The following is a 12,535-nucleotide window of genomic DNA, read 5'->3' as shown; positions in this document are numbered from 1 at the left end:
AGCTATTTTCTGCAATCTAAAATCTGCAATCTAAAATCTAAGCTAATGCTTTATTCAAAAATAGAAGGAGAAGGGAAGCCTTTTTTAATCATACACGGATTTCTGGGAATGTCCGACAATTGGAAAACTTTAGGGCAACAATTTGCTTCGGATGGTTTTCAGGTACATATGCTGGATATGCGCAATCACGGGCGCAGTTTTCAGTCGGATGAATTTAATTATGAGTTGATGGTTCAGGATGTTTTTGCCTATTGTCAGGAACATGCTTTAGAGAATATCAACATTTTAGGTCATTCCATGGGAGGAAAAATAGCCATGCTTTTTGCCACCCGCCATCCGGAATTAGTCGATAAATTAATTGTAGCTGATATTGGGCCAAAATATTATGCGCCGCACCACCAAACTATTTTGGCAGGATTGAATGCTGTTGATTTTTCGGTAAAACCTAGTCGCGCCGAGGTTGAAGCAACTTTAAGTCAGTTTATACATGATTTTGGAACCAAGCAATTTTTATTAAAAAATCTGTATTGGCAAGAGCCGGGACAACTGGCTTTCCGATTTAACTTGGCTGTTTTTAATGAAAAAATAGAGGAAATTGGAGTGCCTTTGCCATCGGAATTGGTTTTTGAAAAGCCAACACTTTTTATCCGTGGCGGTAATTCGGATTATGTTTTAGATTCGGATATTGAAAGTATCAGTGGACATTTTCCGCTGATGCAATTAGAAACTATACCAAATGCCGGACATTGGTTGCATGCCGAAAATCCTGCTTTGTTTTATCAAATGGTAATTTCGTTTTTGAAATAATCGTTTTCGATTTTAAGAATATAGAAACAGTAACTTTTTTTGAAGTTGCTGTTTTTTTTTTATTTGTTATTTTGATAAATGTAAAAAAAACACTTAAGTTTGTTGACTCACGAAAAATTAACCATAAAATCTATAAACCAATTCAAATGAAAATTTTCAATCTTTTTTTAGGGCAACATAAAATCGTCAAGCAGTTGGGAATGCTTCTGGGAGGTGTTTTTCTTTTTTCGGCCTGTAGTTCGGTGAAAAACGGAAAAAGTAAAGCTTCAAAAGACAAAATGGCGGCTTATTTACTAACTTATTTTAAAGATGATACACACGGCTTATACTTTGCTTTGAGTAAAGACGGCTATACTTTTGCCGATGTGAATAATGCCAAGCCCGTAATTGCCGGAGATACCATTGCTGAACAAAAAGGAATTAGGGATCCTTATATCATGCGCGGTAACGACGGCTATTTTATATTGCTATGACCGATTTACATATTTATGGCAAACAAAAAGGCTATCGTGATACCGAGTGGGAACGTCCTGGTGATAAATACGACTGGGGAAATAACAGGGATTTGGTTTTGATGAAATCCAAAGATTTGATTCATTGGTCTCATTCTATTTTAGATATTGATAAAGCTTATCCGGAATGGAATGTAGGCTGTGTTTGGGCTCCCGAGTTGATTTATGATGAAGCCAAAGACAGAATCATGATTTATTTTACGATGCGTAAAAGTAAAGGAAAAACCAAACTGTATTATGCTTATATGAATAAGGATTTTACGGCATTGGAAACCACTCCTGAAATTCTTTTTGAATATCCTGATAGCACGAAACAAATTTTGGATGCCGATATTACGAAGCTGCCTGACGGAAGATTTTGTATGATGTATGTGGCTCAGGAAAATCCGGGAGGAATAAAAATGGCTTTTTCGAATAAAATAAATAGTGGTTATGTTTATCAGCCGGAGCAGATTGATTTTGAAAAAAAATCATGTGAAGCACCAAATGTTTTTAAACGTTTAAGTGATAATAAATGGGTGCTAATGTACGATATCTTTAGTGTGAATCCGCATAATTTCGGATTTGCTGAAACTAGTGATTTTAAAAATTTCACCAATTTGGGGCATTTTGATGAGGGAGTTATGAAGCGTACTAATTTTTCAGTTCAAAAACACGGTGCTGTCATTCATTTAACTAAAAAAGAGGCTGAACGTTTGGCCAAACATTGGAATTTGAATTTTTCATTATAACAATTAGAAAAACATGAAAGCAGTATATAAAATTGCATTGGTTACGTTTTTGAGTATATCTAATTTATTTGCTCAGAATAAAGATTTTAAAGGTTATCTTTTTGCTTATTTTGAAGGAAAAGGAGCGGCCAGTCAACAGGAACAATTGCGTTTTGCGGTGAGTGAAGATGCGGTAAACTGGAGAGCATTAAATAACAATGAACCTATTATTCCATCCAAGGATATTTCCAGTACCGGCGGAATTCGTGACCCGCATATTCTTAGAAAAGCAGATGGAAACGGATTTTATATCGTTGCAACCGATATGAATACTAAGAAAAACGGCTGGGATTATAATCCAGGAATTGTTTTGATGCAATCAAAAAATCTTTTGAATTGGAAATCATCGGTAATTGATTTAGAAAAATTATATCCAAAGAAATTTAGAGATATTAAATGGGTTTGGGCACCGCAAACTTTTTACGATACCAAGGCTAAAAAGTATTTGGTTTATTTTACTGTTCGTTTCAAATACAATGAAAAATTAGATTTTTATTGTGCTTATGCCAATAAAGATTTTACCGCTTTGGAAGCAGAACCCAAATTATTGTACAGTGCCAAAGACGGAGCTATTGATGGCGATATCATTTATAAAGATGGCGTATATCATTTGTTTTATAAAGGAAATACCAAAGATGCAAACGGAAAAGAAATCCAAAACGGAATTAAACAAGCAATAAGTAAAAAATTATTAGGGCCTTATAAAGAGAGTTTTGATTATTTGGATGCTTATGCCAATGATAAAACCGGAGTAGAAGGTTCGTCTGTTTTTAAATTGAATAATAGTGACGAATACATTTTGATGTATGATTTGTATTCCAGCGGGCGTTATGAATTTCAGCGTTCCAAAGATTTGTATCATTTTACAGAAAAAACTGAATCATTTACTAAAGATTTCTTTCCGCGACATGGAAGTGTAATTAGTATCACTAAAGAAGAAGCGCAACGATTAAACGAAAAATGGGGTGGAGTGCCACAAAGTTTGTTGTTGTCAAAGGATGGAAATTATCGTTTTCAATCAACAGGAAATCCAATTATCAAACATAAATATACAGCTGATCCGGCAGCTTTTGTTGAAAAGGATACGCTTTGGTTGTTTACCGGACATGATTTTGAAGGCGGACAAAAAGGCTATAAATTGAAAGATTGGTTGGTTTTTTCAACCACCGATTTGAAAAATTGGACAGAATATCCTGTTCCGTTGAAAATAGAAGATTTTAAATGGGATAAAACCAATGATGCTTATGCCGGACACACCATTAAAAGAAATGGAAAATACTATTGGTATATCAGTACCAATGGCTCCGGTATTGGGGTGGCAGTGGCCGATAAACCTCAAGGTCCCTATAAAGATGCTTTAGGAAAACCGCTTTTGACCAATGCTGATTGTTTTGCTTCCACTCATGGATGGACTTGTATCGATCCTGCGGTTTTTATCGATGATGACGGACAAGCCTGGCTGTTTTGGGGTAATGGGGTTTGTTATTATGCCAAACTAAAAGAGAATATGATTGAAATTGATGGTCCGGTTAAGAAAATTGATTTTGAAGGTTTACAGTTTACCGAAGCACCTTGGGTACATAAAAAAAATGGCAAATATTACCTGAGTTATGCCAGCGGTTTTCCGGAAAAAATTGCCTATGCTATGGCTGATTCCATTGAAGGGCCTTATGAATATAAAGGAATATTAAACGAAATTGCCGGAAATTCGAATACCAATCATCAGGCAATTTTGGAGTTCAAAGGCAAACCTTATTTTATCTATCATAACGGAGCAATTCAAACGAATGGCGGTAGTTATAGTCGATCGGTTTGTATTGATGAATTAGAATACAATTCAGATGGGACTATGAAAAGAGTAATTATGACTTCTGAAGGAGTTTCTAAATAAGATTCTAAACAGATTACAGCAATTTCTTTTTAAAACAAATTGCTGTAATCTAAAAAAGAGTATTTTTGACCTATTAAAAATACAGTAAATGAAATTAATTTTAAGAGTACTTACTACTTCCATTCTGGTTTTACTGATTTCGCACTTTATGAAAGGCGTTCATGTAGCCAGTTTTTCAACGGCTATTTTTGTGGCTATTGTCTTGGGCTTGCTGAATATTTTTATCAAACCTATTTTGTTTTTGTTTACGTTACCAATTACTTTTGTTACATTAGGATTATTTTTGCTGGTTATTAATGGTTTGATTATTATACTTTGCGATAATATTGTGGGAGGTTTTGATGTAGATACTTTTTTTACAGCGCTGTTATTCAGTATTATTTTGTCGGTTTCCCAATCGATTGTCAATCTTTTTATTGGAGATAAGTAAAATTAGAAAGTATAAAAAAAGCATAAATGACTTTGGCTTTTATCGTTACAATATAAAAAATAGTACCTTTGTAGCATTAACGATTTAGAAATGAATAAATTCTGCCTCATATTGATTTTGTTTTTAGGCTTCTTTTTGTTGCCGGCAAAAATCTATGCGTGCGGATCAGATTCTGGCAAGCATTCCTGTAAAATGGAAATGTCTTCTAAAACCAAGATGAAAGCTTGTTGCTGTAAAAATTCTAAATCTAAAGAAACCAAAGATCATAAAGGTTGTTCCGGTAAATGCGGACAAGCAATGTGTGGCGTGTCTTCTGTGAATATTGGAAATACCACTTCAACAGCATACGAAATGATACAAACACATTTTGGTTTTTCTTCAAAAAAACAAAATTTTTCTTCATTAGTATCTGTTCCTTCGGACGGATATACCTCTCTTTGGCTTATTCCTAAAATAGGCTAAACTTCTTTTTTGATAGCCATAAGTGCATCAAATTCAAAGCATATTTGCTTTATCCATTCATTTTTTTGTTACTACAATCTCATAATGGTTTTTTGAACCGTTTTGTTATTGGTTAACTATTTTCTCTTATTAAATTTAACATTATGAAATCATTAAAAAAGATAATGATAGCAATTGTTGTATTGCTATCGGCTAATGCTGTACAAGCACAAATTAAAAATGTAAAAACCCAAAAAGCAAAGATTTACGGAAATTGTGGTATGTGCAAAAAGACTATTGAAAAAGCGGCTAATTTAGAAAATGTAGTATCGGTTAATTGGAATAAAGACAGCAAAATAGCTGTGTTGACCTATGATGCCAAAGCGACTAATCAGGAAGAAATTTTAAAGCGTATTGCAGCTGTAGGTTACGACAGTGAAAAAATAAAAGCTACTGATGCTGCTTATCAGTCCCTTCATACGTGTTGTCAATATGACCGCAAGTAAAAGAGGAATTGCTGAATGAAATATAAAAAGAGATAATATTTCGATATAAAATTTAGAAAAATGGTCAGAAAATTAATTGCACTTTCTCTTAAAAACCGGCTGATTGTCTTGTTGGTTTCGGCCTGTTTGCTGGCTTGGGGAATTTATAGTGTGCAACAAAATCCAATTGATGCCATTCCGGATTTGTCCGAAAACCAAATTATTGTTTTTACGGAATGGATGGGGAGAAGTCCGCAGGTAATCGAAGATCAGGTGACTTATCCGTTGGTTTCCAATTTGCAGGGAATTCCGAAAATCAAGAATATCAGGGCTTCGTCGATGTTTGGGATGAGTTTTGTTTATATCATTTTTGAAGATGAGGTTGATCCTTATTGGGCGAGAACCCGGGTTTTGGAACGATTGAATTACGCCCAGCGATTGCTGCCTCAAAATGTAGTTCCTACTTTAGGACCTGACGGAACCGGTGTAGGTCATGTATTTTGGTATCATTTTGAAACCAAAGGAATGGATTTGGGTGAACAACGGGCTTTGCAGGACTGGTATGTGAAATTTGCTTTGCAAACCGTTCCCGGAGTCGCCGAAGTAGCTTCTTTTGGAGGATTTGAAAAACAATATCAGTTGGTTTTAGATCCGCTTAAAATGCAGTATTACAAAGTCAGTATGATGGAAGTCATGCAGGCGGTCAAAACCAGTAACAACGATGTTGGCGGAAGAAAATTTGAAATGAGCGACCGGGCTTACATCGTGAGAGGATTGGGCTATGTTAAAAATATCAAAGATATTGAGAACATAGCTATCAAGAATTACAATTCAGTACCGGTAAAGGTAAGTGATATCGGTTCGGTACAAATGGGCGGCGATTTGCGTCTGGGAATTTTTGATGCCAATGGTGAAGGAGAAGTAGTAGGCGGAATTGTGGTCATGCGATACGGAGAGAATGCCGATAAAGTTATTGAGGCTGTAAAAGCCAAAATGAAAGAAGTTGAAAAAGGTTTGCCGGAAGGCGTTACTTTCAAAACCTCTTATGATCGCAGCGAGCTGATTGAAAAGGCTATCGATTCGGTTAAAGGAACTTTAATTGAGGAAATGATTGCGGTATCTGTCGTAATTCTCCTGTTTCTTTTTCATTGGCGCAGCGCCCTGATTATTTTGATACAATTGCCTATTTCGGTAGCTGTGGGTTTTATTCTTTTAGAAGCTTTTGGAATTTCTTCTAATATTATGTCGCTCACCGGAATTGCTCTGGCAATTGGTGTTGTGGTGGATGACGGAATTGTTATGGTTGAAAATGCCTATCGGGGACTTTCGGAAAGACAGGAAGAAAAAGGTACAATTCAATAAGCGGAACTATGAAAAATATATTTAAAAATAGGTTTAAAAAAGAGCAGGATCCTTTATCTGCCGAGGAGCGAATGAAGATTATTGAAGATTCTTCCAAACTGGTCGGACCGGGAGTTTTCTATTCTACACTCATTGTTATCGCTTCTTTTTTGCCCGTGTTTTTGTTAACGGGAATGGAAGGAAAGCTGTTTAGTCCGTTGGCCTGGACAAAATCATTTATTTTGATTGTTGATGCTTTCCTGGCGATAACACTTACTCCGGTGTTGATTAGTTTTTTGCTCAAAGGCAAATTGCGCTCTGAAGAAAAAAATCCGATAAACAGAAAATTAGAAAAGGTTTATACGCCGGTTTTGGTTTTTTGTTTAAAATGGCGAAAAACAATTTTGGCACTAAATCTAGTGGCCTTGTTAATTGGTGGTTTTATGTTCACCCGATTGGGATCGGAATTTATGCCGCCTTTGGACGAAGGATCCATTTTGTTTATGCCGGTGACTTTACCGGATGTTTCGAATACGGAAATCAAACGAATTTTGCAGGTTCAGGATAAATTAATCCGCTCGATTCCCGAAGTGACTCATGTTTTAGGAAAAGCCGGTAGAGCCAATACAGCGACGGATAACAGTCCGATAAGTATGATTGAAACCATAATATTACTCAAACCGCAAAGCGAATGGAGAGACGGAATCACGAAGAATGATATTATTACCGAAATTAATAATAAACTCCAGATTCCCGGAGTAACCAATGGTTTTACTCAGCCAATTATCAACCGGATTAATATGCTTTCAACCGGAATCCGAACCGATGTAGGGATTAAAGTTTACGGAACCAGTCTGGATACTATTGATGCTTTATCCCAAAAAATTAAAAATGCATTAGAGGGCACTTCGGGGATTAAAGATTTATTTGCCGAACCTATTACCGGCGGAAAATACATTGATATTATTCCCAAAAGAGAAGAAATTGGCCGCTACGGTCTTAGTGTTGATGAAGTAAACAGTGTGGTAGAAACAGCCATTGGCGGCATGACGCTGACTTCTACCATCGAAGGGAGACAACGTTTTTCGGTTAATGCGAGATATGCTCAGGAATACAGAAACAGTCTGAACGCATTAAAGCAATTACAACTTCAAACCATGGAATTTGGACCAATTCCTCTTGAATCAGTTGCAGAGGTTAAAATAAGCGACGGACCGCCGATGATTAATAGCGAAAATGCTATGCTTCGCGGTAGTGTTTTGTTCAATGTACGCGACCGGGATTTAGGAAGTACAGTCAAAGAAGCCCAAAATAAACTGAATGCAATGATGGCTAAAATGCCTAAAGGTTATTATTTGGAATGGAGCGGTCAATGGGAAAATCAAATTCGGGCAAACCAAACTTTAAGCCTTATTTTACCGATTGTTGTTCTCATTATTTTTATGATTTTGTATTTCACGTATCGTTCCATGAAAGAAGCTTTAATTACGATGATAACCGTTCCTTTCGCTCTAATTGGAGGAATATTTATGGTGTATTTCTACGGAATTAATCTGTCGGTGGCTGTCGCTGTAGGTTTCATTGCTTTGTTTGGAATGGCTGTTGAAACCGCCATGTTGATGACCATTTACCTCAATGAAGCAATGGATAAAATGATTGCCAAATATGGAAACAGCAGCGAAACTCTCAACGAAGACATTATACGGGAATATGTTATTGAAGGTTCGGCTAAAAGATTGCGACCAAAATTAATGACGGTTTCGGTATCACTTTTTGGGTTAGTGCCAATACTCTGGTCTTCCGGAACCGGCGCCGACGTGATGATTCCAATTACCGTACCCTTGATTGGAGGAACAATTTCCTCTGTTATTTATGTATTATTAGTAACCCCTGTTGTTTTTGAAATCACCAAATTAAGAGAATTGAAAACAAAAGGGAAAATAGATATTATCGATGCAAACTAGTAAATATTACATCAGTATAGTTTTTTTGCTTTTAAATGTCTTAGCAGCTGCTGGACAAACGCTTTCATTGGATGAAATTTTGATGCAAATTCAAAACAATAATCCTCAGCTAAAAATGTACGAAGCCGATATTCAAAGCATGGATGCCGCTGCAAAAGGAGCAAAAAGCTGGATGGCTCCCGAAATTAGTACCGGATTTTTTATGACGCCTTACAATACTAAAATGTGGAAAGCCGATGAAATGAGTCGGGGAATGGGGGCGTATATGGTTGGGTTTACCCAAATGATTCCTAATGCTTCCCGACAAAAAGCCGAAGCCAATTACATGAACGCCATGTCTTCGGTGGAAGCCGAAAATAAAAAATATACCGGTAATCAGTTGAATGCTTTGGCCAAAGCCAATTATTACCAATGGCTGGTTTTGGATAAAAAAATTAAAATTATCAAAGAAAATCTGTTGCTGTTGGATTACATGATTAAAAGTATGGAAATCCGCTATCAGTATAATATGGATAAATTACCCACGTATTATAAGGCTAAATCCAAATACAGTGCTTTGCAAAGTGAAGAACTCATGCTGCAAAATGAAATCTCCCAAAAACGAATTGCGCTCAATACGCTGATGGCAAGAGATAAAAATTTGCTTTTTGAAATAGATTCAAATTATACGCTCAAAGAAGCCGATTCGTTTCAAACGGATGTGACTATGCTTGCTCAAAACCGAAGCGATGTTAAGGCAATCGAAAAAACGATGGAGTTGAATACACTTAAAATGGAAATTGAAAAGTCAAAACAGCTGCCGGAATTTGGCATAAAATACGACCACATGTTTGCTTTTGGTCAAATGCCGCAACAATTTACTTTAATGGGAATGATTAAACTGCCAATGCCCTGGTCTACAAAAATGAATAAGGCGAATGCTAATAGTTTTAAGATTAAAAACGAAAGTCTGGAATGGCAAAAACAAATGATTCTGAATGAAGCATCGGGAATGATTTCCAGCATGCAGGCAGAATGGGTCAGCCTGAAAAAGCAATACGATATTGCTGAGAAGCACATTATTCCGGCTTTGAAACGCAATTATGACACGGCGGTTTTAGCCTGGCAAAACAATACAGGCGATTTATTTGTGGTATTGGATGCCTGGGAAGCACTCAATATGGCGCAAATGGAAAAGCTGGATAAATTGCAAATGATTTTGAATGTTCAGGTAGAAATTGAAAAACAACTAGAAAGAAAATAAACATGAACAACTATCTAAAATATGGTTTGTTGGCTATAGCAGTTGTATTGCTGGGATTTGCAGTGTATTATTTTGTTGGTACATCTAAAAATGAGTCCGCTCATTCGCATGAAGAAGCAGTTTATACCTGCCCGATGCATCCGGAAATTATTCGAAATGCACCCGGACAATGTCCTATTTGCGGCATGGATTTGGTCAAAAAAACAGTAGAAGAAGAAAAGTCACAAAGTCCCGATGTTGAAGAATTACTTCAGCCGGCCAATCAGTTTGTGGCGGGAAATTTTAAAACTACCCGAGCCAAAGATACCGCAATAAGCAGCGAGCTAAAGTTACCGGGAATTGTTACTTATGAAGCGAATTCCTATGAAAATATTGCAGCAAGAGTAAACGGAAGAATCGAAAAAATGTATGTGAATTATGCGTACCAAAAAGTAACAAAAGGACAAAAATTATTCGATTTGTACAGTCCGGAATTGCTTACCGAGCAGCAAAATTTTCTGTATTTGATTCATAATGATTCGGAGAATAAGCCAATTATAAACGCTTTAAAACAAAAATTACTGCTTTACGGCATGACTAAAAACCAGATTAATTCGTTGGTTACAACACAAAGAGTCAATCCGATAATTTCAATTTATAGTCCGGTTAGTGGTGTTGTGAGTGGTTCAAAAAGTAATACTACCAATGATGGAATGAAAACTACCGCTGCTTCGGGAGTTTCTTTGTTGAAAGAGGGCGATTATATTACTAAAAATACCGTGGTTTTTCAGTTGGTTAGTACTGATAAAGTCTGGGGCGTATTTAATGTGATACAGGGTTATGCCAGTCAAATCAAAGCGGGACAGTCGATTCAGATTGTGAGTGAATTAGATCCGGATGAGGTAGTGAATGTTAAAGTAGATTTTGTAGAAACCCAACTCAATCCTTCGGAAAAAACCAATCGCATCAGGGTGTACCTCAATAATGCGCAACGGCAGTTCCCAATTGGTTTGCGATTAGAAGGAAAGATTGAAACGTTTTCGCAAAAGGGCATCTGGCTTCCCAAACAAGCTTTGGTGAGTTTAGGAAGTCATCAGCTTGTATTTGTGAAAAAAGGTAACGGATTTCAATCGACTAAGGTAAAAACCGGAATTGAAAGAAAGGGCTGGATACAAATTTTAAGCGGAATCAGCACCGAAGAGGAGGTAGCTGAAAACGGATACTATCTGATGGATAGTGAAAGTTTTATTCGCTAGAAACTATTGTTGAAATAGAAAAAACGATTCTAAAAAATAGAGAAAAAATGAAAGTATTTAGAAGAATAAGTTGGCTTTGCTTGTTGGTTTTTGTTTTGCTTTTGTCCTGTAATTCCAAGAGTAAGGATGCGCATCTTCATTCTGAGGAAGAGGCGTATTATACCTGCTCGATGGATCCTCAGGTGAAAGAAGACAAACCGGGAAAATGCCCTATTTGTCACATGGAATTAACTTTGATGAAAAAAGATAAAGACCAGTCGAATGAAATTTCGTTGAGCGACCAACAGTTAAAATTGGGCAATATCACGACTGCTCCGTTAGTTGCTTCACAAGCTAGTCCGGAGGAAAGCTATAACGGAATACTGGCGGTTAATCAGGAACGAATTAAGAGTATTTCGTCCAGAGCGATGGGAAGAATAGAAAAGTTGTATGTTAAAACCGAAGGCGATTTTGTGCAAAAAAATCAGCCGGTGTATCAGCTGTACAGTGAAGATTTGGCGATAGCCAAACAGGATTATCTGGCGGCTTTTAAACAACTGAGTATGCCGGGAGATTTTGGTAAAAATGCCCAAAATATTTTGGCTTCAGCCAAACAGAAACTGTTGTTTTACGGCTTGTCGCCAAAACAGATTGAAGCCATTAGAACGCAAAAAGAGGTTTCTCCTTATACTACTTTTTACAGCACTTACAGCGGAACGGTTTCGGAAATTGCCATTACCGAAGGCAGTTATGTAATGGAAGGAACACCGATACTTAAACTGGCTGATTTAGGGAGTTTGTGGCTCGAAACTCAGGTTAATGTTAATTATGCCAATAAATTACATTTGGGGCAAACGGCAACTTTGTCTTTTGTGGATTATCCGAATCAGTCTGTGCAGGCACAGGTGGTTTTCATTAATCCGGAAATTGATCCTAATTCCAGGTTGTTATTTGTCCGAATGGAAGTTCCTAATCCCCGTTTGGATTTAAAACCGGGAATGCAGGCTATTGTCCGATTAAAAATGACGATGCGAAAAGGAATTTTTGTTCCTGTTGATGCGGTTATCAGAGATGAAAATGCCACGTTTATCTGGCTGGAAAAAAGTCACGGTGTTTTTGAAAATGTGATGGTGACAACCGGCGTAGAATCGGAGGGAATGGTTGAAATTACTTCCCCGTTGGATTCGGATAAAAAAGTGGTAATTACCGGTGCTTATGCCATTAATAGTGAATATAAATTTAGAAAAGGAAAAGATCCCATGGAGGGAATGAAAATGTAGCGGAATCAATTTTGCTACAAAAGATGCGCTGTGATTGAAATTTTTAAACAAAGCATGTCATCAAAAATGGGAAATTTTATCCAGATGTCGTACCTTCGGTACAGTTTACGTGAAAATAAATTATAAAAAAGAACCAATTAGTTTTAACGATTAAAAA

General features: G+C 36.8%; 12 protein-coding genes. All 12 read left to right on the top strand.

The features are described 5' to 3' along the window. Positions 1-45 precede the first annotated feature (45 nt). On the top strand, positions 46-807 hold the full coding sequence (locus B6A10_RS03635; RefSeq protein ID WP_188219753.1) for an alpha/beta fold hydrolase: 762 nt from the start codon (positions 46-48) through the stop codon (positions 805-807). Between the two features lie 146 nt (positions 808-953). Further along, on the top strand, positions 954-1,280 hold the full coding sequence (locus tag B6A10_RS16320) for a hypothetical protein (RefSeq protein ID WP_202986194.1): 327 nt from the start codon (positions 954-956) through the stop codon (positions 1,278-1,280). Beyond that, positions 1,277-2,050 (top strand): glycoside hydrolase family 43 protein, encoded by a 774-nt coding sequence (locus B6A10_RS03630; RefSeq protein WP_202986193.1) that lies wholly within the window; start codon positions 1,277-1,279, stop codon positions 2,048-2,050. The genes B6A10_RS16320 and B6A10_RS03630 overlap by 4 nt, the downstream gene beginning before the upstream one ends. A 13-nt stretch (positions 2,051-2,063) precedes the next feature. Next, positions 2,064-3,980 (top strand): family 43 glycosylhydrolase, encoded by a 1,917-nt coding sequence (locus B6A10_RS03625; protein ID WP_188219752.1) that lies wholly within the window; start codon positions 2,064-2,066, stop codon positions 3,978-3,980. An 88-nt stretch (positions 3,981-4,068) separates the two neighbouring features. Then, the gene (locus B6A10_RS03620; RefSeq protein ID WP_188219751.1) at positions 4,069-4,410 is read left to right on the top strand and encodes a phage holin family protein; all 342 of its coding nucleotides are present in this window, start codon (positions 4,069-4,071) and stop codon (positions 4,408-4,410) included. Between the two features lie 90 nt (positions 4,411-4,500). Then, positions 4,501-4,872, top strand: a complete 372-nt coding sequence (locus tag B6A10_RS03615) for a hypothetical protein (RefSeq protein WP_188219750.1) — start codon at positions 4,501-4,503, stop codon at positions 4,870-4,872. 143 nt (positions 4,873-5,015) lie between these two features. Further along, positions 5,016-5,357, top strand: coding sequence for a heavy-metal-associated domain-containing protein (locus B6A10_RS03610; protein ID WP_188219749.1), 342 nt, complete (start codon positions 5,016-5,018; stop codon positions 5,355-5,357). A 60-nt stretch (positions 5,358-5,417) separates the two neighbouring features. Beyond that, complete coding sequence (locus tag B6A10_RS03605) at positions 5,418-6,698, top strand: efflux RND transporter permease subunit (protein WP_188219748.1); 1,281 nt, start codon at positions 5,418-5,420, stop codon at positions 6,696-6,698. A gap of 8 nt (positions 6,699-6,706) precedes the next feature. Further along, on the top strand, positions 6,707-8,641 hold the full coding sequence (locus B6A10_RS03600; protein ID WP_188219747.1) for an efflux RND transporter permease subunit: 1,935 nt from the start codon (positions 6,707-6,709) through the stop codon (positions 8,639-8,641). Next, positions 8,631-9,884: a TolC family protein gene (locus B6A10_RS03595; RefSeq protein WP_188219746.1), complete on the top strand. Its 1,254-nt coding sequence runs from the start codon at positions 8,631-8,633 to the stop codon at positions 9,882-9,884. The genes B6A10_RS03600 and B6A10_RS03595 overlap by 11 nt, the downstream gene beginning before the upstream one ends. A gap of 2 nt (positions 9,885-9,886) precedes the next feature. After that, complete coding sequence (locus B6A10_RS03590; protein ID WP_188219745.1) at positions 9,887-11,119, top strand: efflux RND transporter periplasmic adaptor subunit; 1,233 nt, start codon at positions 9,887-9,889, stop codon at positions 11,117-11,119. 47 nt (positions 11,120-11,166) lie between these two features. Beyond that, positions 11,167-12,378: an efflux RND transporter periplasmic adaptor subunit gene (locus B6A10_RS03585; RefSeq protein WP_188219744.1), complete on the top strand. Its 1,212-nt coding sequence runs from the start codon at positions 11,167-11,169 to the stop codon at positions 12,376-12,378. Positions 12,379-12,535 lie beyond the last annotated feature (157 nt).

It is taken from the genome of Flavobacterium pokkalii, from assembly GCF_014596575.1.
GTDB classification, from domain to species: Bacteria; Bacteroidota; Bacteroidia; order Flavobacteriales; family Flavobacteriaceae; genus Flavobacterium; species Flavobacterium pokkalii.
The sequence above is the reverse complement of the archived record's forward strand: the minus strand, read 5'-3'. Positions and strand labels throughout refer to the sequence as shown.

What these genes read in the sequence shown, in the direction of transcription:
- B6A10_RS03635 (WP_188219753.1), top strand. Translation starts at nt 46, where the DNA reads ATGCTTTATTCAAAAATAGAAGGAGAAGGGAAGCCTTTTTTAATCATA.
- B6A10_RS16320 (WP_202986194.1), top strand. Translation starts at nt 954, where the DNA reads ATGAAAATTTTCAATCTTTTTTTAGGGCAACATAAAATCGTCAAGCAG.
- B6A10_RS03630 (WP_202986193.1), top strand. Translation starts at nt 1,277, where the DNA reads ATGACCGATTTACATATTTATGGCAAACAAAAAGGCTATCGTGATACC.
- B6A10_RS03625 (WP_188219752.1), top strand. Translation starts at nt 2,064, where the DNA reads ATGAAAGCAGTATATAAAATTGCATTGGTTACGTTTTTGAGTATATCT.
- B6A10_RS03620 (WP_188219751.1), top strand. Translation starts at nt 4,069, where the DNA reads ATGAAATTAATTTTAAGAGTACTTACTACTTCCATTCTGGTTTTACTG.
- B6A10_RS03615 (WP_188219750.1), top strand. Translation starts at nt 4,501, where the DNA reads ATGAATAAATTCTGCCTCATATTGATTTTGTTTTTAGGCTTCTTTTTG.
- B6A10_RS03610 (WP_188219749.1), top strand. Translation starts at nt 5,016, where the DNA reads ATGAAATCATTAAAAAAGATAATGATAGCAATTGTTGTATTGCTATCG.
- B6A10_RS03605 (WP_188219748.1), top strand. Translation starts at nt 5,418, where the DNA reads ATGGTCAGAAAATTAATTGCACTTTCTCTTAAAAACCGGCTGATTGTC.
- B6A10_RS03600 (WP_188219747.1), top strand. Translation starts at nt 6,707, where the DNA reads ATGAAAAATATATTTAAAAATAGGTTTAAAAAAGAGCAGGATCCTTTA.
- B6A10_RS03595 (WP_188219746.1), top strand. Translation starts at nt 8,631, where the DNA reads ATGCAAACTAGTAAATATTACATCAGTATAGTTTTTTTGCTTTTAAAT.
- B6A10_RS03590 (WP_188219745.1), top strand. Translation starts at nt 9,887, where the DNA reads ATGAACAACTATCTAAAATATGGTTTGTTGGCTATAGCAGTTGTATTG.
- B6A10_RS03585 (WP_188219744.1), top strand. Translation starts at nt 11,167, where the DNA reads ATGAAAGTATTTAGAAGAATAAGTTGGCTTTGCTTGTTGGTTTTTGTT.